Raw genomic sequence first — 18307 nt, 5'->3', positions numbered from 1 at the left:
TCCGGACGGCGTCAGGAAGCCGGACACATCGCGCTGCGGACGCGGCCGTAATCAACGTGGCGGCGAGCCACGAAGCGGCGGTCCAGAGCAGCGGTCATGTCGGCAAGCCTCTCACGCCGAACCAATCTGGGCCAGTGCGGTCCAGATTTCGGGAGTGTGTCGCGGCCCACCAGGTGGGAAGCCGTCAGCGTTTGCCCAACGGCACGACCAGAACCGCCTCGGTGCCCCCGCCGGCCCGGTTGCGCAGCTCGATACTGCCGCGCAGCTCGCCGGTGGCCAGCGCGCGCACGATCTGCAGGCCGAGCCGCTGGCTGTCGTCGGCGCGGAAGTCAGCGGGCAGCCCCTGCCCGTTGTCGGCCACGGTGACGTGCAGCTGCTTGCGGAACCGGTGGGCGGAAACCACCACCTCACCCTGGTCTTCCCGCTCGACCGGGGGCTCGTCGTCGTCCTCGGACGCCGGGAAGCCGTGCTCGACCGCGTTGATCAGCAGCTCGTTGAGCACCATGACCAGCGACGTGGCGATCTCGGCGGGCAGCACCCCGAACGTGCCCTGGCGGCGCATCTTGACCGGCACGCTGGTCGCGGCGACCTCGGTGGCGGCTGTGGCGACCCGGTCCACGATCCCGTCGAACTCGACCGCCTCGTCGCTCGACATCGACAGGGTCTCGTGCACCAGGGCGATCGAGGCCACCCGGCGCACCGACTCCTGCAGCGCCATCCGGGCCTCGGGGGCGTCGACGCGGCGGGCCTGCAGGCGCAGCAGCGCGGCCACGGTCTGCAGGTTGTTCTTGACCCGGTGGTGGATTTCGCGGATGGTCGCGTCCTTGGTCATCAGCGCGCGGTCGCGGCGGCGGACCTCGGTCACGTCGCGGACGAGGACCAGCGCACCGATCGGCACCCCGGCCGGCAGCAGCGGCAGCGCGCGGATCAGCACGGTGGCGCCGCGGGCCTCCATCTCCTGCCGGGGCGGCGACTCACCACGCAGCGCGGACAAAATCCGCTCGGCGGTGTCGTTGCCCTCCAGCGGGTCGGCCGCGAGCCGGCTGGTCAGCGCCGAGAGCTCCTCACCGACCAGGTGGGCGTTGAAACCCAGACGCCGGTACGCCGACTGGGCGTTCGGGCTGGCGTACGTGACCTTGCCGCCCGCGTCGAGGCGGACCAGGCCGTCGCCGACGCGCGGGGCGGAAGTGGTCTCGCCCGGGTGCCGAGGTGGCGGGAAGGTGCCGTCGGCCACCATCTGGGCCAGGTCGTCGGCGGTGGTCAGGTAGTTGAGTTCGAGCTGGGACGGCGTACGGGCAGTGGACAGGTTGGTGTCGCGGCCGATCACCGCGATGACCTCGCTGTAGCCCTCCTCGCGGTCGTTCGGGTCGCGCAGCCGTACGGGAATCGCCTCGTGCCGGGCCGGGGTGTCGCCGTACCAGACCGGGTCGCCCTCACGCCAGATCCGCTCCTGGGCGAAGGCGATGTCGAGGTGGGCCACCTCCGGTCCGCCGACGATCTTGCCGACCTGATCGTCCTGGTAGGCCGTCGGGGCCGTGGTCGGCCGCACCTGGGCCACACAGAGATACTCGCGCGGCTGCCCGGCCTCCCGCTTCACCGGCACCCACATCAGCAGGTCGGCGAAGGAGAGATCGGACAGCAGCTGCCAGTCACCGGCGATGCGGTGCAGGTGGTCGATGTCGGCCGGGCCCAGGCCGGTGTGCTCCTCGGCCAGATCACGCAACGTTGACACGCGCCAAGCGTGCCACGTCACTGTTTCCTAAAGCGTCGTGGTGACCTTCTTCAGCCCCCGAGGCGCGTCCGGGTCCTCGCCGCGGGCCAGCGCCAGGGCGAGGGCCAGCTTCTGCAAGGGCAGGATGTCGAGCAGCGCGCTGTACCGCTCATCGGTCAGCTCCGGCACCGGCAGCCGCCCGGCCGCGCCCGGCACGTCGGTCGCGCCGATCGTCACCACGTCGGCCCGCCGCTCGCCGAGCCGGGTCACCACGTCACGCATCGACTGCCCGCCCGGCCCGTCGCCCACGACCGCGAGCACCGGCACGTCCGGGTCGGTCATGGCCAGCGGCCCGTGCAGCAAGTCGGCGCCCGAGAAGGCCAGGGCGGGCAGGTACGACGTCTCCATCAGCTTGAGCGCGGCCTCGCGGGCGGTCGGGTAGGCATACCCACGGCCGGTCGTGACCAGGCGCGACGCGAACCGGTAGCGCTGCGCGAGGTCGTCGGCCGTACGGTCGGCCAAGGCGTCCTCGGCCAGCTGGGGCAGCTTGTCCAGCGCGGCCCGTTCGTCGTCGGGCAGCGAGCCGTCGCCCGATCGGATGCCCTCGATCAGCAGCAGCAGGGCGAGGAGCTCGGCCGTGTACGTCTTGGTGGCCGCGACCGCCCGTTCGTGACCGGCCGCCACGTCGATCGAGAACTCGGCCGCCCGGGCCAGCGGTGAGTCGGGGTTGTTGGTGACCGCGAGGGTCAGGCCCCCGGTCTCGCGGGCCACCTGCAGCACGCCGGTGAGGTCGGGCGAGCCGCCGCTCTGGCTGACGCCCACGACGAGCGTGTCGGTGAAGGTGGGCCGGGCCCCGAAGAGCGTGATCGCGCTGGGCGAGGCGCTGGCCACGGGCAGGCCGAGCCGGATCTCGGTCAGATAGGCCCCGTAGAGCGCGGCGTGGTCGGAGGTGCCCCGGGCCACGAACACGACATTGCGGGGCTTACGGCGGGCCACCTCGGCGGCGACGGCGGCGATCGCGCCGGCGTGCTCACCGTCGAGCAACCGCGCGAATCCGCCCGGTTGTTCCGCGATGTCCGCGGCCATCCCCTGGCCTCGTTGTGTCACGTGTTCCTCCCCTGATGAGCGGCTGTGCGCGCGATTGATGCGCAGTCTTGCAAGAATGAGCTTAATTCGTCAATGTTTCGAGCACTAATGCGCAGCAAACCTCCTGCTGACAGGAGGGGCTCTTTCCCCTACTGTCTTGCATCGTGGATGTACGCCGCGCCGCCGACCGCGCTCTTGAACAGGCAAGATCGGCCCTGGCGACGGATCAACCGGAGCGCGCCGCCGATCACCTCGCCGGCGCGCTGGCCCACGCCCCCACGCTGCCCGAGGTGCACGAGGTGCTCGGACGCCTCGCGGCCCGGCCCGGCGGCGGGCTCGACCTCTTCCGCGCCGGGCCGCACGCCTCCCCCGGCCGGCTCGCCGCCCGCGCGCACCTGCTCGCCGCGGCCGGGCGCCCCGAGGACGGCCTGCCCCTGCTCGCCGCGGCCAGCGGACAGTCACCCGCCGCCGACTGGGCGGGCATCCCCTGGGTGGACGAGCCCGCCCTGGGCGTCCGGATCGAACCCGGGCTGCTGGCCCAGGTTCTCATGCGCCTCTGCACCCGGGTGGGGGAACCGGCGCCGCCGACGCTGCGCCCCTACCTGACCGTGGTGCGCCACGCGCTGGCTGCCTATCCGGAGCACGCCATGCTGCTGGGCGCCGGCTCCGCGCTGGCCCGCCGCGTCGGGGAGCACGACCTGGCCGTCGACTGGGCCGCCCGCGGGGCCCGTGTCCGGCCGTCCAAGCTCGGGGAGATCTGGCTCGGGTACGCCTATCGCAGCGCCGGCAAGCTGCCCGAGGCGCTCGCGGCCCTGCGCCGCGCGGTGGCCCACGACCCCGACGACCTTTCCGTGTACGCCGACATCGCCGGCACCCTGGCCGACAACGGCCGCCTCGACGACGCGCTGAGCTGGGTCGACCGCGCGCTGGAACGCGACCCCGACTACGACTGCGCCGTGCACACCGCGCACCGGCTGCGGCACCGCGCCGACGGCGACCTCACGCACCTGGTGCGGCTGGCCGACTACATCCGCGACCACCCCGACGAATCGCACGAGCACACCGACCTGGCCGACTGCTGCCGCGACACCCCGTGGCTGAGCGGTGCGCCCGCGGCCGCGCCTCTGCCCCGCGGCAGCGCGCCGGTGGCCGCCGAGCCCACCCCCGACGCCGTACGCCGGCTCCGGCAGGTCGCCGCGCTCTCGTGGGCGCACCCACCGGCGGCGTACGACGCCGCCCTACAGCTGATCATGGTGTCCCCGGCCGACCTGCTGGCGCTGCTGGCGCACCCGCCGGCCGATGTGGCGGCGCCCGAGGTCTGGGCCTGCCTGGGACTGCTGCACCACCGCGCCGAAGAGGGCTGGCTCGACTCCGAGCGGCGGCGGATGCTGCTGGGCCTGGTCGACGGCGGGGCCGACCGGGTCACCGAGGCGGCGCTGTTCGCCCTGATCGTGGCCGCCTGGACCGACCCGTCGGCGCGGGCCGACGTGGCCCGGGTCGTCACCGCGCGGCTCACCGAGGTGGCGTCGCGGCCCGGCGCGCGTTCGTTCGCCGAGCTGGCCCTGGCCACGCCCGACCTCGACCAGTCGGCGCGGCAGCTGGCCACGGCCATCACCCGAATGCCCGTGGTGCCCCGGCCGCGCGGCCGGAGCCGTCTGTCCCTGCGCTGGCGGCGAGGTTAGCCGAGACGTCGTTGCCGGGAACGCCCCTGGCGTGCCCGGCAACGAAGGTGACGTAGTGCTTCTCACCGGCGCCGCGCCGGCAGGTGGTCAGTACTTGTCGTCGGTGTCGGCAGCCTGCGGCTTGGTGTAACCGTCGGGCTTGGTGGCCGCCGGCTTGGTGTAGCCGTCGTCCTTGGTGGCCGCGGGCTTCGTTCCCGCCGGCTTGGTGTAGGCGTCGTCCTTGGTGGCCGCCGGCTTCGTTCCCGCCGGCTTGGTGTAGCCGTCGTCCTTGGTGGCCGCCGGCTTCGTTCCCGCCGGCTTGGTGTAGCCGTCGGGCTTGGTGGCCGCGGGCTTGGTGTAGCCGCCGTCGCCCTTGACGTCGTCGTCGTCCCTGGAGCCGTGCGGCTTGCCCGGCTTGTGGTGGTGACCGTGCCCGCCCCAACCGAGGTCGCACTCCTCGGCCCGAAGGACCCAGCCGCCGCGGCGGAAGCCGACGTGCACGAACTCGCAGTCGTAGTCCTCCCACCGGCCCTGCCGCTCGCCGAGGCGGCCGGCCACCTCGCAGACGACGGGGGAACGGAAGTAGCCGACGATGTCGTCCCGGCCGAAGCCCTTCTGCGCGGCCGGCTTGCTGTCCGACTGCGCGGTGGCGCCGGCCGCCTGAGCGGGACCGGCGACCATCGTGAGACCGGCCATCAGGCCCAGGCCGGACGCGGCGACGACACGCATGGTTTTCTTCACTGACGTGCTCCTTCTCGAGAACTGCCGAACCGCGCAAGACATCGCTTGCGCAAGATCAGCAGAGCACGCGACTGCGTCCCCGGCGCCTGCGCGACACGCACAGGTAGCGCCATCGGATGACCCGCAGCGATCAGTCGGCCGGCGCGTCGGACAATTGCCGGGCCCGCTCCGAACCGGTCGGGCGGGGCACGCGCCGGGAACCGCGAGCGGCGAGGTGAAAGAGCGCTTGATACCCGTGGGCGTACCCCTCGCGGAAGGCCCGGTCCCGGTCCATGCCGTGCATGTACCACTGATGAATGCGTCCCCCGCCGTAGGCGCTCATCATGGAAAGCACGACACCGGCGATGATCTGCAGGGTGCCACTGTTACCGATCGGCATTTCCTGACTCTAAGGCCTTCCCGGCAACGGACGAAATGGAGCCCGAGGAGAACCGTACGGCAACTTCCGGCCGACATTTATAGCCGATCGTCCAGGTCATTCCGATCGACCGCGTACGCCTGCGAACGGTTGTTTCGGGGCCCGTGCACAGACGCATTCATCGGGCTCGGGGAATGCAACGTCGTCATCATATTGATGATTGATTGGGAGGCGCTGTCGTATCCGGTGCGATAAGCCTGATCGCGTTCCCGGCTCCGCTTGTGCCATTGGTGGATCCGGCCGAACGCATAAGCCCTGGACAGGAGGAAACCGAGCGCGAGCGTCAGCATGACACTCTCGTTGCCGGGGGCGATCATCGTTTGCCAGCCATGTGGTGAGCCTTCGATCTTTCTCGGACGGGGACGGGCGAACCGGGTGGTCACCGACGGCGGCGGACGACACAGCTCCGGAGCAGCATCCGGTGGCGGCGCACGGGTTGACGCCGGGGCAGCACGCCGCCCAGCGGGTATTGCCCGCCGCAGTCCGGCCAGACGTCACGGGGGCCGAAGACCGGGCGGCCGGCTGACGGCCGCCGCCGGCTCCGCAGCAATTGACTCAGCGCGACAGCCGACAGCAACAGCGCCAGAATCTCCATTTTGGTCATGAGCCCGCCGTCTTCCTTTCCTGTATGCGCAGCGTGCTGCAACCGGGGGTTCCCTCACGGGGGGACGTCGGGAACCCCCGGCGGGTCCGGCCGGCCATCGATTTCGCCGGCGAGCCACCGGCGGCGCCGCCGGGAACGGGCTGTCGTCCGGCGAAGGAGCATCGACGGCTCGGCGAACCGCTTCTTGCAGGAGATAGAACTCGCGCACGGCGACGCCCGAATTCGGTCTCGGGGATGCCCGTCCCAGCGAATGGATAACGCCCGGCTGACCGATCGGATGAGCGCGGTCGTGGAGAACGAGCCGGTCCGGCCGGGCACCCCGCACTTTCGTGCGAACGTGGGCCCGCACAGTTTCCTCGGAGGTGTCCGGATCGTCACCATACTGAGCCGCCGGGGCCCGTCGTTCGCCCGGCAATCCGAGAAGCTCTGCTGAGGAGTTCCCATGCCGTCCGACACCTTCGCCTCGCGGCGGGTCTTCCTCGTCTGCGCGGTGATCGCCGGCACTTTCTTCGCCGGCTTGATTGCAGCCACCTGGCACTTTCGCGGGCGGATCGACCACCCGGCTCTGCTCACTTTCTGGTGGATCAGCAACGGCGCCGTCATCTACTCCCTGTATCCGCTCGTCAGAGATCGCCGGCGGCCGCCCTCCCCGGCCGCGGTGACCGGCCGCGTGGTCGCCGTCGTCGGTGTGCACGAGCCCGACCAGGCCGACCTGCGGGCCTGCCTCTGGTCGATCCTCGAGCAGAGCCGCGTCGTCGTGGACGAGGTTCACGTGGTCGACGACGGCTCGACCCGAATGCCGGTGCAGCCCTTCGCGCACCCGCGGGTCCGGTGGCATCGAACGGAACACGGCGGCCGGCGCTCGGCTCAGCGCTACGTCCTCGACCGGCTCGACCCGGACGACTGGGACTTCGTGCTGGCCGTGGACGGCGCGTGCGTGCTGGACGAGCACGCGGTGGACCGTCAGCTCCGGGAGTTCGCCGAACCGAACGTCGTGGCGACCACCGCGATGGTGCTGATGCGCAACGCCGGGCACAACCTGCTGACCCGGGTAGTCGACCTCAACACCGGTACCGGCGTCACACGCCCGACGCGCCGGTCGGCGTTGCGGGCGGTGCAGATCAATCCGGGCGCGCTGACCGTCTACCGGGCCGATGTCCTGTTCGAGCACGAGCGTCTGCCGCGGGATCCGGCCGCCGACGGTGACGACCAGTGCCTGGCGATGTATCCGGACCTGGACGGCGAGGTGGTCCCGGTGCCCGAGGCCATCGCCTGGACTGCGGCGCCGGTCGACGTCGCGAGCGCCTACCGGCAGCTGCTGCGCACGGCGACCAGGCGGTGGCGGGCGCTGGCAACGGCTCTGGCGCCGCGGCACCCGCGCCGGACCCGCGCGCTCGTCCTGCTGGGGCTTCTGCGGACGCCGGCCTGGATGGTCTGCGCCGTCGTGTTGCTCGTCGAGGCCGCCGTAGGCGGAACGCCGCAAGCGTCCTGGATCATCCTCTACGCAGCGCTCTACCTGCTCGTGCGTTACGCCGAAGCGGGCCACTACCTGGCCGGTCGGCCGGCCATGAGCCGGTCGGAGAAGCTGAGGACCTGGGTGCTGCTGACTCCGGTGGAGGCGGTCTACAACCTTCTCGGCATCGGCGTGATCAGGTGCCTGGCGCTTCTTCCGTCGCGTGCGTTCCGCCGGGAGGAGCCGTTCCACCGGCCGGCTCCGGAGCCGGCGAGGGCCGACAGCGACGCGGTGGCGCCGGTCGGCTCCAGCACGGTCTACTACAGCGGATACATGTCCGAGAAGACGAACTCCTGATCACCCGGCCCTCTTCTGGGCCGCCCCTATGAACAAACTTCGTTGAAGAATCGGCGTCCGGACTGCGTGATCGCGGTCCGGACGCCACTGTTTTTATCGACCGGCCCGAATTATTGCCGCAGGCTTCGGCGCCGCAGGTCGATCTCACGCCAGTTGTCGGGGATGTGCGCGATGAACAAGGTCTGCACGGGAGAAAGAAGGCCGGCCGCCGCCATCATTTTCTGCTCCCGGATCCACCGGCGCGTGTCGGTTCGCATGCGCTGCACGCGGGCCCGGGCCCGGGCGTCCTGCGGGTCGTTGTAGGGCTTGTCGCTCTCGAGGAGCTCCAGCGCCGCCTTGTACGCCGCTCGCCACCGGCTCGGCAGGGTGATGTTGCTCGTTCTCATCGGGCCTTGTCCTTACTCATTCAACGAAGATCGCGGTCGGGCGGCCCGCGATAAATCGAGCGATAACCGCGGCTCGGGCGACCAAACCTGGTTCCGCTCGTTCCGGCTCAAATTCAGCCGGGCATGCGACAAAAACCGGTCGGCTTTTGGATCTTTTACCGGCAACCGATGCGAACCGGCACGACGCGCTCACTCCGCGTGCGCATCCGGATCCGAATAGCGGGGCGGATGGCCGGCCGCGCCATTCGAGCTTGCGATCAGGTCCGCGCAATGCGGTTCTTCTCGCAGAATCGTTCCGATCGCCGCCGCCGGTCCACCAGAAAGATCAAGGTCGGCAAAGCAGGAATCCGGCCGAAAGACCTTCTGGCATTCGACATGCCAAGGATTTTGCCAGAAACGTCCGACGGAACCGCCACGCACCGTTGCCGGGATGCAACGACCTGCTATCAGGGCGACCGGCGCAGAGCAATAGGGCGCGGAACCTCGTCGGCAATCATTTCGAGGGAGGAGCTACAAGAATGGTCGACCGGCGGCCAGGGAGCGCATCGGTCGTTTGCGTCCGGCGAGGGCTGATCGGCTCGCGCGGAGACATCCGAAGGTTTGCGCCGATGAACCCGTCGCACTAACCCGAAGGAGTGCCGGCGAGGCAGCGGCCCCGACGCCCGGCCGGCCGGTGCCGCCGACTTCCGGGCGAGCGACCGAAGCGGCGTACGGGACCGGAAGCGGCGACCAATTCGATTTAGCGCAGGCAAAGCCGCCCGCGGCCACGGCCTGGCCCGCTCCAAGCACTCGGCCCGGCCCCGTCCATGCCGTCCACTGAGGCGCCGGAACGCCCGGACACGGTGCGCGACGCCCCGGCCGCTCTGGGCACACAGCGCCGGGCCGGAGCCGGTCACCTTACGTGCCCCCGAGTTGTCGCGGTGTCGCCGGAGCGGAGCCGTCGAACCGGCCCACCGGACACTTGCCCAGCGTCCACCCGGAAATTCATCGACTCCCGTTCTCGCAATGGTTCCGGGGTTCTGTGCCGGGCCCTCAAGAAAGGTCCGCCGAACGGCCATCGGGCGACCGTCATTCCGGCGCACGACGACATACGCGCGTTCGACTTCCGGCGTAGGCGGAAAGCGGTTTTCCATTCCGTAAGTCACCGCGCAACACGGTACGAAAGGAAATGCGATGAAGAAGCTCACCCGCGCCCTGACCATGGGAGGGTTCGGCGTACTCGCCGCACTGGCCGTCGGCACCGCTCCGGCCCAGGCGTCGGCCACCGCCGGCCCGGCCGTGGAGAGCAAGTCCGGGGCCGGCCACGTCGCTCAGTGGCGCGATGGCACTCAGGTCGTCGGCTTCTACCGGTCGCTGCGGGCCTGTGAACTTGCGGGACAGTTCGGCGAGCGGAGCGGCGCCTGGGACGACCACGACTGCGACCTGGTGCAGCTCGGCGTGCGCCGGGGCGCCTGGGCCCTCGAGGTCGAGAGCGAGGACGACTGGGGCCCCGGCGGTTTCAGCCGTCCGTTCGCGCTGACCCGCGGCTTCCCGGTCCAGTTCCGGCCGGGCTGGTGGGGCCAGATGCGTCCGGGGCACCGGGGCATGTTCCGCCACGGCCACCCGCGTCCGTTCTTCCGTCCGGGTCACCCGGGCCCGATCATGCGCCCCGGTCACCCGGGCCCGATCGTCCGTCCCGGTCACCCGGGCCCGATCGTCCGCCCCGGTCACCCGGGCCCGATCGTGCGCCCCGGCAACCAGGGTCCGATCCCCGGCAACCAGGGCCCGATCGGCCGCCCCGGTCACCAGGGCCCGAATGGCCGGTAACTGAGTACGGGCCGGCGGATGCCGAGATTTCCTTGCCGTCATCGGATGTGGGTCAGAGACCGGTAGGGAAATCGCCGCGCAACCACGGCCCTGATCGTACGGATTGTTTGGGCTGACCGGCCTTGCTTTACCCCTGTGGTGCCGCTGGGTTACGCCTTTCGCCCGGCGGCACCACCCCTTGAGAGGGACGGGAGACACCCGTGAACGACAAACCCGTGACCGGACGCGTCCGGTTGCTGCTCGGCCGCGCCTCCGTCGACAGCGTGACCGCGATTCATCCCGTCGTCTCCTCGATATCCCCGGAAGACCCGGCCCCGCCGGCATCAGCCGAGCTGCCCGGTGAGGCCCTGCAGGTTCTGACCTTGGCGCAGCGAACCGCCGAGGAGTACGTCGCCGCGGCGAACCGGACCGCGCAGACGGTGCGGGAAGAGGCGGAGAAGAGCGCGGAACACTGCCGCGCCGAAGCTCGCGAATACGCCGAGCGGATGCGCGCCGAAGCGGACGCATTGCTGACCGCGGCCCGCGCCGAGGCGGAACGCATCATCGCCGACGGCAACGAAACCGCCGAACAGCTCGCACAGCGGGCACAGCGCCGCTACGAGGACGCGGTCGGCGGGCTCGCGGTCAAGCGGAAAGCATTACAGGAACAGATCGAGACGCTCGAAGTCTTCGACGCCGAATACCGCCGGCGGCTCATGGCCTTCCTGCAGGGTCAGCTGCGCGCGCTCTGGGCCGACCAGCCGCAGCCCGTCGAATTCCCTTCGGTGGAGTTGCAGCTGCCGGGCGGGCCGTCCTGATCAGCCCTGGATGATGGCGATCAGGTCGCCTTCCTGCACCACGTCGCCCTCGTGCACGGCGAGTTCGGCCACCGTGCCGTCGGTCTCGGCGACGACCGGGATCTCCATCTTCATCGACTCGAGGATCACCAGGGTGTCCCCCTCGGCCACGGTGTCGCCGCTCGTGGCCACGACCTTCCACACGTTGGCTACCATCTCGGCCCGGATCTCGTCGGCCATGGGGAACCCTCCTCGGTCTGTCGGTACCGGTATCAAACCACGGATCCTGGTCGGGCGAGTCGGAGCCGAGCGGACGCGCCGACTACCATCGGCTCGGGAAACACGGCACGAACAAGGAGTCACTCGATGGCGAAGAAGGCCCGCAAGAAGAAGGCTCGCAAGAAGAGCAGCGCGAACCACGGCAAGCGGCCCAACAGCTGAGCTTGTGCTCGAACGAAGAAAGGCCCCGCTCGCGCGGGGCCTTTCTTGTCGCCGTACACGTGCCTCAGGGCAGGTATTCCCTGGTTTCGACCTGCACCTCGAGCTGGTCGAGCTTCACCCGCAGCCGCTCACGCAGCTCCCGGGGCGCCTTCTCGTCGCCGCAGCAGCGCGACACCAGCGCCTTGACCTCGTGCTCGATGCCGTACTCGCGCAGGCAACCGTCGCAGTCGTCCAGATGCTTCTGGATCAGCGTGCGGCGGTCCTCGCTGCACTCCAGATCGAGGTAGAGATAGACCTCGCTGATCACGATGCCGCAGTCGGTTTCGTGATCCTCGCCGTTCAGGCCGCTCATCTGGGTCAGGCCTCCTGCGGTTCCGAAGCGGTCCGGGTGATCCCCCGGTCGGCAGCGTACTGCTCCAGGGTCTTGCGCAGGTTGCGCCGGCCGCGGTGCAGCCGGGACATGACGGTGCCGATCGGCGTGCCCATGATGTCGGCGATCTCCTTGTACGAGAAACCCTCGACATCAGCGAGGTAGACGGCCAGACGGAAGTCCTCGGGCAGAGCCTGCAGGGCTTCCTTGATGTCGCTGTCGGGCAGCCGGTCGAGCGCCTCGGTCTCGGCCGAACGCAGGCCGACCGACGTGTGCGACTCCGACGAGGCGAGCTGCCAGTCGGTGATCTCCTCGGTGGGAGCCTGCACCGGCTGACGCTGCTTGCGCCGATACGAGTTGATATAGGTGTTCGTGAGGATGCGGTAGAGCCACGCCTTGAGGTTGGTGCCCTCCTCGAACTGGTGGAACGCGGAGAACGCCTTCAGATACGTCTCCTGCACCAGATCCTCGGCATCGGCCGGGTTGCGCGTCATGCGCAAGCCAGCCGCGTACAGCTGGTCCACGAAAGGCAACGCGTCCCGCTCGAAGCGCGCCCTGCGCTCCTCGGTCCGTTCTGTTTGGGCCACCCTGAGATCTCCCCTCGACCGCCCCGCCGAGGATACGGGTAGTGCCCCTTCAACGCCTTTGAAAACCGCCGGTGTGCTGACACTCACCGATGGCGACACTTTTGTGGTCTCGGTGGCCGGCCACTCGGGAGAACCCAGCAAGTTCCGCACCCGGTCGACATCCCGGCCCTCACGCTCGAGGCTCTCGGTTCCGGCTCGCACCAGTAAAACCCCTTCCGACTTACAAGCTCCGGGGCTTACAACCACGCAGGCGCAAGTTGCATTCCTGCCAGCCGCCCCGTGCTCCGCTTCACGTGGCCCACCCGTGCCGCCGCAGCCACCCCACCGCCAGCGTGGCCGTCTCGGCGACACCTTTACGCAGGTCGTGAGTCGCGCCCGGCCGCACCAGCACCTCGACGAGGCCCGAGCCGGTGGGCACCCCGAACGCGTCCCGGTCCCCGTTGAGCACGACCGTCGGCACCTCGGTGGGCAACTCGGCGGCCCGGCTCTTCTCGGGCTTGCCCGGCGGATGCAACGGGAAAGCCAGTGCCAGCACCCCCACGGCCCCCAGCTGCGCTGCCGTCCGGCACGCCACGCGCGCCCCGCTCGACCGCCCGCCCACGATCAAAGGAGCCTCTCCCCGTACGGCTGCCGCCACGACCGACCAGGCCTCATCGAGCTGGGCGGCCGGAGCGGGCGCACGCCGACCGGCCACGCGGTAGGGCTGCGTCACCAGCACGACCCGTACGCCGGCGGCCACCGCGGCATCGTGCACGGCCTGGAGGTCGGGCGCGTCGACCCCACCGCCGGCACCGTGCCCGAGCATCAACGTGCTGACAGGGTTGCCGGCGGGCTCACTGATGCGCACCTGGGCCGGGCCGCGGGGCGTCTCGATCTCGGTCACGCCCTATTTCACCAGGTCGCGCCTTCACCGGGCCGCCTTTGTCCGGCCGCTCGCCTCTTCACCGGGCCGCTTTGCTTGGCCGTCTGCTCTTCACCGGCCCGCTCCTGCGCCGGCCCGCTCTGCTCGGCGGCCCGCTCTGCTCGGCGGCCCGCTCTGCTCGGCGGCCCGCTCTGCTCGGCAGCCCGCTCTGCCTGGCCGGCCCGCCCTTGCGAGCGTGCCGGCCGGCGGACGACGAGCGGGTCAGCGGCTGATCGGTGTAAGGCTGAGCAACCTGCGGTCTTCTTCGTCGGTTTCGTCGTCGACGGTCTCGCCGTTGGGACCGACGCGTTCGCGCCAGGCCACCAGCATCGCCCGGCGTTCGCGCGGGGTCGTCCCGCCCCAGACACCGTGACAGTCGCCGACCTGCAACGCCCAGGCCAGGCACGGCCCTTGGACTGTGCATGAGCCGCACAGCGAAACCGCACCTTCGGACGGTTCATTTGGCGCCGGAAAGAACGTCTCCGGATCGACCGAACGGCATGCGCCGCGGGTCCGCCAAGCCTCGTCGCTGCGACGTTCGCTGATCGCTTCGAGCAGGCGCGGATCCCTCCGCGCGATGGCTACCTCATGTGGACGCGGCATACGAGCCCGTGTCATCAGCCCACCTCCCCCGTGGGACCGGTACTGCGTGTGGCAACGGGCTCGCACCGTGCGAACCTGCACCACTCCGGCGCAGTTTTGTATCGCAGGGTAGGAGATCAGAACAAGGGGCTTATCTATCTTGAAACAAAGTTGCCAATATAAAATGCGGACATCCATTGACAAAACCCAGTCTTGATCTTGCCGCAGCTCAGCCCGATGGCCCACGGTCCAGCCACTCGCGAGCCCGACCGCCCACACCCGAGCCGCCACCCGCCACGACTCACAAAACGGCCCAAATGACGCCGCGGACGGCGGTCGCGACGACACAGCCACCACGGCGGCGCAGCGCGCCGCTCAGTGCCCTTCACGATCGTCGGCACTCACGGGAACGCTCGACGGAACCACCCCGCACATAAGCCCGTCAGCGAAGCGCGAGGAACGTAGCAGAGCCCTTCCCATCGCTCAGCGCCGGGAGCACAACTCCCACACGCGCATTACCCGCCCTCCCAGGGGGACCCCCACCGCCGACGATTGTGTCGGAATCCGCCGATCTTCGATGTCCCGGCGACGCCGCCCCTGTGGACAGCACTCGATTGTGGATAACTCTCCACCGGACGGATCGGCCCTGAGCTGCGGAATCATGACGATCTCACGACGGTCGATGCCGACCCGACGGCTGAAGTTGGCACATCCGAGACAGACCGGGTCGTGGTTGGACGGCACGCGACGGCAGGGCGGATGGATGGGCGTCGTCGCTGAGGCGACATCGTTCGGGTCCTCGCCGCGGGCCGCGCGCCGATGGGAGCCGACAACGCTAAGGCCCCCGCCGGTGGGGACGTCACCGCCGGAGGGCGTTGCCGCTGGAGGGCGTCACCGCTGGAAGGCGTTGCCACTGGAGGACCAAGCGGTGGGTGAAGACACGCGGCCGAAAGGGCGGGCAACGGCAGGGGCACGCGATGGTCGAGGCACGCGGCCGGCGGCGGCAGGAGCACGCGGCCAAAGGGGCGAGCGCGACAGGAACAAGCGGTAGTTGAAGCACGCGGGGGGCGGCAGAGGGAAGCGGCCAAAAGGACCGGCGCCAGCAGGGCAAGCGGTGGGTGAGGGCGGGCTCGGCGTCAACAGCGCGAAACGGCGCCGGCCCGGTGTTCAGAAGAGGGTGGCGGGGGTGACCTCAGGGCTGGCTGGGGGTTCCAGCAGATGCGGCCCGTTGTTGCGGACGTTGCCGACTTCGGGGCGGACCGGCCGGATCTCGATGGCTTCCAGTTCGGCCGGGCTGAGCGGGGTCAGCAGTTCCGCCGGGTCGCCGCCACCGGCCAGCCAGGTGGGCCAGCGGGAGGCGGGCAGGATCAGCGGCATGCGGTCGTGGATGCGGGCCAGGCCGCCCACCGCCGCCGTCGTGAGGACGCTGCAGGTCAGCACCGCGTCGGGGCCCCACGTCGTCCAGATGCCGGCGAAGGCCAGCACCGAGCCGTCGGCCGGGGTCATGTAGTGCGGTTTGCGCTCCACCCACTCGAACCAGCCGTCGGCGGGTACGAGGCAGCGGCGGCGGGCGAAGGACGGGGCGAACGCCCGCGAGGTCGCCACGGTCTCGGCGCGGGCGTTGATCATGCGGGCGCCGGTGCGAAGGTCCTTGGCCCAGGGTGGCACCAGGCCCCAGCGTGCCCGGTCGACGACCCGGGCCTCGTGCGTGGCCGACACGCGGATCACCGGGACGGGATCCGTCGGCGCCACGTTCCAGCTCGGGGCCGTCTGCTCGGCCACACTCACGGCCTCGAACAGGTCTTCCAGGTCGGCCTCGCTCCTGGTGGTCGCATAACGCCCGCACATGCGGTCAACGCTACCGGCGGACGCGCCGTCCCGGTTGCCGGGAAACGTCCGCAAAACTGTCAGCCCCCTTCGGCACAATGGCCCCCGTGACAGCAGAACCCCGCCCTTGGCTCGCCCCGTCCGCGTCCGGCCCGGTCGGCGCCACCGTGCGGCTGCCGGGCTCCAAGTCGATGACCGCCCGCGCGCTCGTGCTGGCCGCCCTGGCCGACGGGCCGTCGGTGGTCGAGCGGCCCCTGCGGGCCCGCGACACCCAGCTGATGGCGGCCGGCCTGCGTGCGCTCGGCGTCGCGATCGACGCCGGCGACGACGAGCGGTGGCTGGTCGAGCCGGGTCCGCTGCGCGGTCCGGCCCGGGTCGACGTGGGCCTGGCCGGCACGATCATGCGGTTCCTGCCGCCGGCGGCCGCGCTGGCCGAGGGCATTGTCGAGTTCGACGGCGACCCGCATGCGCGCAACCGGCCGCAGCGCCCGATCGTCGAGGCGCTGCGGTCGCTCGGCGTGTCGATCGACGCCTCGGCCACCGGCGGGCTGCCGCTCACCGTGCACGGCAGCGGGCTGGTCGAGGGGGGCGAGGCCGTGATCGACGCGTCCGGGTCCAGCCAGTTCGTCTCGGGGCTGCTGCTGTCCGCGCCGCGCTTCACCAAGGGGCTCGTGCTGCGTCACGAGGGCCCGCCGGTGCCGTCCGCGCCGCATCTGCGCATGACCACCCACATGCTGCGGGCGGCCGGTGTGGGGGTCGACGAGTCGGTGCCCGACGTCTGGGTGGTCGAGCCGGGGCCGATCAGCGGCCGCACGTGGGTGATCGAGCCCGACCTGTCCGGCGCCGCGCCGTTCTTCGCCGCCGCCGTCGTCACCGGTGGCGCCGTCACGCTGGGCGGCTGGCCGGCCGAGAGCTGGCAGCCGGTGGGCCGCCTGTCCGAGCTGCTGACCGCGCTCGGGGCCGAGGTCACCCAGTCGGCCGACGGTCTCACCGTCCGCGGCACCGGGCAGATCCACGGCATCACGGCCGACCTGTCCGAGGTCAGTGAGCTGACGCCGGTGCTGGCCGGGCTGGCCGCGCTGGCCGACGGGCCGTCCGAGCTGCGCGGGGTCGAGCACATCCGTGGCCACGAAACCGACCGCATCGCCGCGCTGGCGGCCGAGCTGACCAAGGCCGGCGCCGGGGTCACCGAGTTCCGTGACGGTCTGCGCATCGAGCCGCGCCCCCTGCGGGGAAGCACCTGGGAGACGTACGCGGATCATCGAATGGCGCACGCCGCCGCGGTTATCGGACTCGCCGTCCCGGGCATCACTCTGACCGACGTAGGTTGTACGTCGAAGACGTTGCCCGAGTTCCCCGAACTCTGGGCGGGACTCGTGGCGAGGAGTTAGACCCTGCCAGCACGCAAGCGGGAGTACGACGAGGACGACGTCCGGATCCGGCCGGGTCGTTCGTCGCGCCCACGCACCCGGACGCGCCCGAAGCACGACGACGCCGTGGACGCCCTGGTGATCACGGTGGACCGGGGGCGGTACGGCTGTGTCCGCGAGGAAGCGCCGCCCGACAGCCCGGTCATCACCGCGATGCGCGCCCGCGAGCTGGGCCGCAAGTCGGTGGTCGTCGGCGACCGGGTGGCCCTGGTGGGCGACGTGACGGGTGCACCGGGCGCGCTGGCTCGCATCGTGCGGATCGGCGAGCGCACCTCGGTGCTGCGCCGCACGGCCGACGACGACGACACCACCCCCGAGGGCCGGCTCGAGCGGGTGGTCGTGGCCAACGCCGACCAGCTCGTGATCGTCAGCGCGTTGTCCGACCCACCCCCGCGTACGGGGTTCATCGACCGCTGCCTCGTCGCGGCGTACGACGCGGACATCGAGCCGCTGCTGTGCCTGACCAAGGCCGATCTGGCCGGCCCGGAGGAGATCCTCGGTTACTACGCCGAGCTCGACCTGCCCTACGTGGCGATCCACCCCGGCAGCGATCTGACCGAGCTGCGCAAGCGCCTGGCCGGCAACATCTCGGTCATGGTCGGCCATTCCGGGGTGGGCAAGTCCACCCTGGTCAACCGGCTGGTGCCGGACGCGCTGCGGGCGGTCGGGGTGGTCAGCGCGGTCGGCAAGGGCCGGCACACGTCGACCAGTGCTGTGGCGCTGCGGCTGCCCGCGGTCGGCAAGAGCCGCAAGGACCCGGGCTGGATCATCGACACGCCCGGCATCCGCAGTTTCGGGTTGGCCCATGTGAGCGCCGAGAGCCTGCTGCACGGCTTCCCCGACCTGGTCGAGGGCACGCTGGAGGATCAGCCCAACTGCGGGCACACGGCGGCCGACGTGGGCTGCCGTCTGGACGCGTGGGTGGCCGAGGGCAAGGCCGATCCGCGGCGGCTGGAGTCGTACCGGCGCCTGCTGGCCTCGAGAGCCGGCGACACCGACCCGCGCGAGAGCGAACGCGAAGCCGAACGAGCCGACGAAGCCGACCGGCGCGAAAGCGACTACGAAGCCGAGCGGGCGAACGAAGCCGACCGGCGCGAAAGCGAGAGCGCAGGAGAGGCCGAGAGCATGGGCGGCGAGGCGGAAGAGGACAGCGCGATCGGCTAGCGTTCG

Annotated in this window: 20 protein-coding genes; 7 read left to right on the top strand and 13 right to left on the bottom strand. The window is 70.7% G+C overall.

Annotated features, from left to right (window positions below):
• Positions 1-184: 184 nt before the first annotated feature.
• Together BKA14_RS35630 and BKA14_RS35625 are read right to left on the bottom strand one after the other, a co-directional pair.
• Complete coding sequence (locus tag BKA14_RS35630) at positions 185-1732, bottom strand: sensor histidine kinase (RefSeq protein WP_184955147.1); 1548 nt, start codon at positions 1730-1732, stop codon at positions 185-187.
• A gap of 27 nt (positions 1733-1759) precedes the next feature.
• Positions 1760-2797, bottom strand: a complete 1038-nt coding sequence (locus tag BKA14_RS35625) for an SIS domain-containing protein (RefSeq protein WP_184957155.1) — start codon at positions 2795-2797, stop codon at positions 1760-1762.
• A 164-nt stretch (positions 2798-2961) separates the two neighbouring features.
• On the opposite strand from BKA14_RS35625, the gene BKA14_RS35620 reads away from it, so the two are divergent.
• Positions 2962-4479, top strand: coding sequence for a tetratricopeptide repeat protein (locus BKA14_RS35620; RefSeq protein WP_438861926.1), 1518 nt, complete (start codon positions 2962-2964; stop codon positions 4477-4479).
• An 87-nt stretch (positions 4480-4566) separates the two neighbouring features.
• Here the strand turns inward: BKA14_RS35620 and BKA14_RS35615 are convergent, their stop codons facing one another.
• From BKA14_RS35615 to BKA14_RS35600, 4 genes are all read right to left on the bottom strand, one after another.
• Positions 4567-5199 (bottom strand): hypothetical protein, encoded by a 633-nt coding sequence (locus tag BKA14_RS35615; RefSeq protein WP_184955146.1) that lies wholly within the window; start codon positions 5197-5199, stop codon positions 4567-4569.
• Between the two features lie 130 nt (positions 5200-5329).
• Complete coding sequence (locus BKA14_RS35610; RefSeq protein ID WP_184955145.1) at positions 5330-5578, bottom strand: hypothetical protein; 249 nt, start codon at positions 5576-5578, stop codon at positions 5330-5332.
• Positions 5579-5655: 77 nt separating this feature from the next.
• Complete coding sequence (locus BKA14_RS35605) at positions 5656-5907, bottom strand: hypothetical protein (protein WP_184955144.1); 252 nt, start codon at positions 5905-5907, stop codon at positions 5656-5658.
• An 89-nt stretch (positions 5908-5996) separates the two neighbouring features.
• Complete coding sequence (locus BKA14_RS35600) at positions 5997-6221, bottom strand: hypothetical protein (RefSeq protein ID WP_184955143.1); 225 nt, start codon at positions 6219-6221, stop codon at positions 5997-5999.
• A 442-nt stretch (positions 6222-6663) separates the two neighbouring features.
• Between BKA14_RS35600 and BKA14_RS35595 the strand changes: the two genes are divergently transcribed.
• A complete protein-coding gene (locus tag BKA14_RS35595) occupies positions 6664-8031 on the top strand; it encodes a glycosyltransferase family 2 protein (RefSeq protein WP_184955142.1) in 1368 nt (455 codons plus the stop codon).
• Positions 8032-8141: 110 nt separating this feature from the next.
• On the opposite strand, the gene BKA14_RS35590 is transcribed toward BKA14_RS35595, so the two are convergent.
• Complete coding sequence (locus tag BKA14_RS35590; protein ID WP_184955141.1) at positions 8142-8417, bottom strand: hypothetical protein; 276 nt, start codon at positions 8415-8417, stop codon at positions 8142-8144.
• Positions 8418-9590: 1173 nt separating this feature from the next.
• On the opposite strand from BKA14_RS35590, the gene BKA14_RS35585 reads away from it, so the two are divergent.
• Complete coding sequence (locus tag BKA14_RS35585; RefSeq protein WP_184955140.1) at positions 9591-10223, top strand: hypothetical protein; 633 nt, start codon at positions 9591-9593, stop codon at positions 10221-10223.
• A gap of 200 nt (positions 10224-10423) precedes the next feature.
• On the top strand, positions 10424-11020 hold the full coding sequence (locus BKA14_RS35580) for an ATP synthase subunit B family protein (RefSeq protein ID WP_184955139.1): 597 nt from the start codon (positions 10424-10426) through the stop codon (positions 11018-11020).
• Here the strand turns inward: BKA14_RS35580 and BKA14_RS35575 are convergent, their stop codons facing one another.
• Positions 11021-11239 (bottom strand): biotin/lipoyl-binding carrier protein, encoded by a 219-nt coding sequence (locus BKA14_RS35575; protein WP_184955138.1) that lies wholly within the window; start codon positions 11237-11239, stop codon positions 11021-11023.
• Positions 11240-11365: 126 nt separating this feature from the next.
• On the opposite strand from BKA14_RS35575, the gene BKA14_RS45750 reads away from it, so the two are divergent.
• Positions 11366-11440, top strand: a complete 75-nt coding sequence (locus BKA14_RS45750) for a 50S ribosomal protein bL37 (protein WP_369752275.1) — start codon at positions 11366-11368, stop codon at positions 11438-11440.
• Positions 11441-11504: 64 nt separating this feature from the next.
• Here BKA14_RS45750 and rsrA read toward each other — a convergent pair whose 3' ends face one another.
• The 5 genes from rsrA to BKA14_RS35550 form a co-directional block, all read right to left on the bottom strand.
• Positions 11505-11792, bottom strand: coding sequence for a mycothiol system anti-sigma-R factor (gene rsrA, locus BKA14_RS35570; protein WP_184955137.1), 288 nt, complete (start codon positions 11790-11792; stop codon positions 11505-11507).
• Positions 11793-11797: 5 nt separating this feature from the next.
• Positions 11798-12598: a sigma-70 family RNA polymerase sigma factor gene (locus BKA14_RS35565; protein WP_184955136.1), complete on the bottom strand. Its 801-nt coding sequence runs from the start codon at positions 12596-12598 to the stop codon at positions 11798-11800.
• Positions 12599-12686: 88 nt separating this feature from the next.
• Positions 12687-13280, bottom strand: a complete 594-nt coding sequence (locus BKA14_RS35560; protein ID WP_184955135.1) for an alpha/beta hydrolase family protein — start codon at positions 13278-13280, stop codon at positions 12687-12689.
• Positions 13281-13520: 240 nt separating this feature from the next.
• Positions 13521-13916, bottom strand: a complete 396-nt coding sequence (locus BKA14_RS35555) for a WhiB family transcriptional regulator (RefSeq protein ID WP_184955134.1) — start codon at positions 13914-13916, stop codon at positions 13521-13523.
• Between the two features lie 1131 nt (positions 13917-15047).
• Positions 15048-15728, bottom strand: coding sequence for an SOS response-associated peptidase (locus tag BKA14_RS35550; protein WP_184955133.1), 681 nt, complete (start codon positions 15726-15728; stop codon positions 15048-15050).
• A 77-nt stretch (positions 15729-15805) separates the two neighbouring features.
• Here BKA14_RS35550 and aroA point away from each other — a divergent pair, with 77 nt between their 5' ends.
• Together aroA and rsgA are read left to right on the top strand one after the other, a co-directional pair.
• Complete coding sequence (gene aroA, locus BKA14_RS35545; protein ID WP_184955132.1) at positions 15806-17098, top strand: 3-phosphoshikimate 1-carboxyvinyltransferase; 1293 nt, start codon at positions 15806-15808, stop codon at positions 17096-17098.
• 3 nt (positions 17099-17101) lie between these two features.
• Positions 17102-18301, top strand: a complete 1200-nt coding sequence (rsgA, locus tag BKA14_RS35540) for a ribosome small subunit-dependent GTPase A (RefSeq protein WP_184957153.1) — start codon at positions 17102-17104, stop codon at positions 18299-18301.
• The last annotated feature ends 6 nt before the right edge of the window (positions 18302-18307 follow it).

The sequence above is a fragment of the Paractinoplanes abujensis genome, assembly GCF_014204895.1.
GTDB lineage: Bacteria > Actinomycetota > Actinomycetes > Mycobacteriales > Micromonosporaceae > Actinoplanes > Actinoplanes abujensis.
Note: the sequence above shows the minus strand (reverse complement) of the source record. Positions and strands in the feature narration are given on the sequence as shown.

Excerpts from the sequence above, each read along its gene's own strand:
- rsrA (WP_184955137.1), bottom strand. The coding sequence starts at position 11,792 with ATGAGCGGCCTGAACGGCGAGGATCACGAAACCGACTGCGGCATCGTG.
- BKA14_RS35600 (WP_184955143.1), bottom strand. The coding sequence starts at position 6,221 with ATGACCAAAATGGAGATTCTGGCGCTGTTGCTGTCGGCTGTCGCGCTG.
- BKA14_RS35590 (WP_184955141.1), bottom strand. The coding sequence starts at position 8,417 with ATGAGAACGAGCAACATCACCCTGCCGAGCCGGTGGCGAGCGGCGTAC.
- aroA (WP_184955132.1), top strand. The coding sequence starts at position 15,806 with ATGGCCCCCGTGACAGCAGAACCCCGCCCTTGGCTCGCCCCGTCCGCG.
- BKA14_RS35575 (WP_184955138.1), bottom strand. The coding sequence starts at position 11,239 with ATGGCCGACGAGATCCGGGCCGAGATGGTAGCCAACGTGTGGAAGGTC.
- BKA14_RS35625 (WP_184957155.1), bottom strand. The coding sequence starts at position 2,797 with ATGGCCGCGGACATCGCGGAACAACCGGGCGGATTCGCGCGGTTGCTC.
- BKA14_RS35585 (WP_184955140.1), top strand. The coding sequence starts at position 9,591 with ATGAAGAAGCTCACCCGCGCCCTGACCATGGGAGGGTTCGGCGTACTC.
- BKA14_RS35610 (WP_184955145.1), bottom strand. The coding sequence starts at position 5,578 with ATGCCGATCGGTAACAGTGGCACCCTGCAGATCATCGCCGGTGTCGTG.
- BKA14_RS35605 (WP_184955144.1), bottom strand. The coding sequence starts at position 5,907 with ATGCTGACGCTCGCGCTCGGTTTCCTCCTGTCCAGGGCTTATGCGTTC.
- BKA14_RS35550 (WP_184955133.1), bottom strand. The coding sequence starts at position 15,728 with ATGTGCGGGCGTTATGCGACCACCAGGAGCGAGGCCGACCTGGAAGAC.
- BKA14_RS35555 (WP_184955134.1), bottom strand. The coding sequence starts at position 13,916 with ATGACACGGGCTCGTATGCCGCGTCCACATGAGGTAGCCATCGCGCGG.
- BKA14_RS35595 (WP_184955142.1), top strand. The coding sequence starts at position 6,664 with ATGCCGTCCGACACCTTCGCCTCGCGGCGGGTCTTCCTCGTCTGCGCG.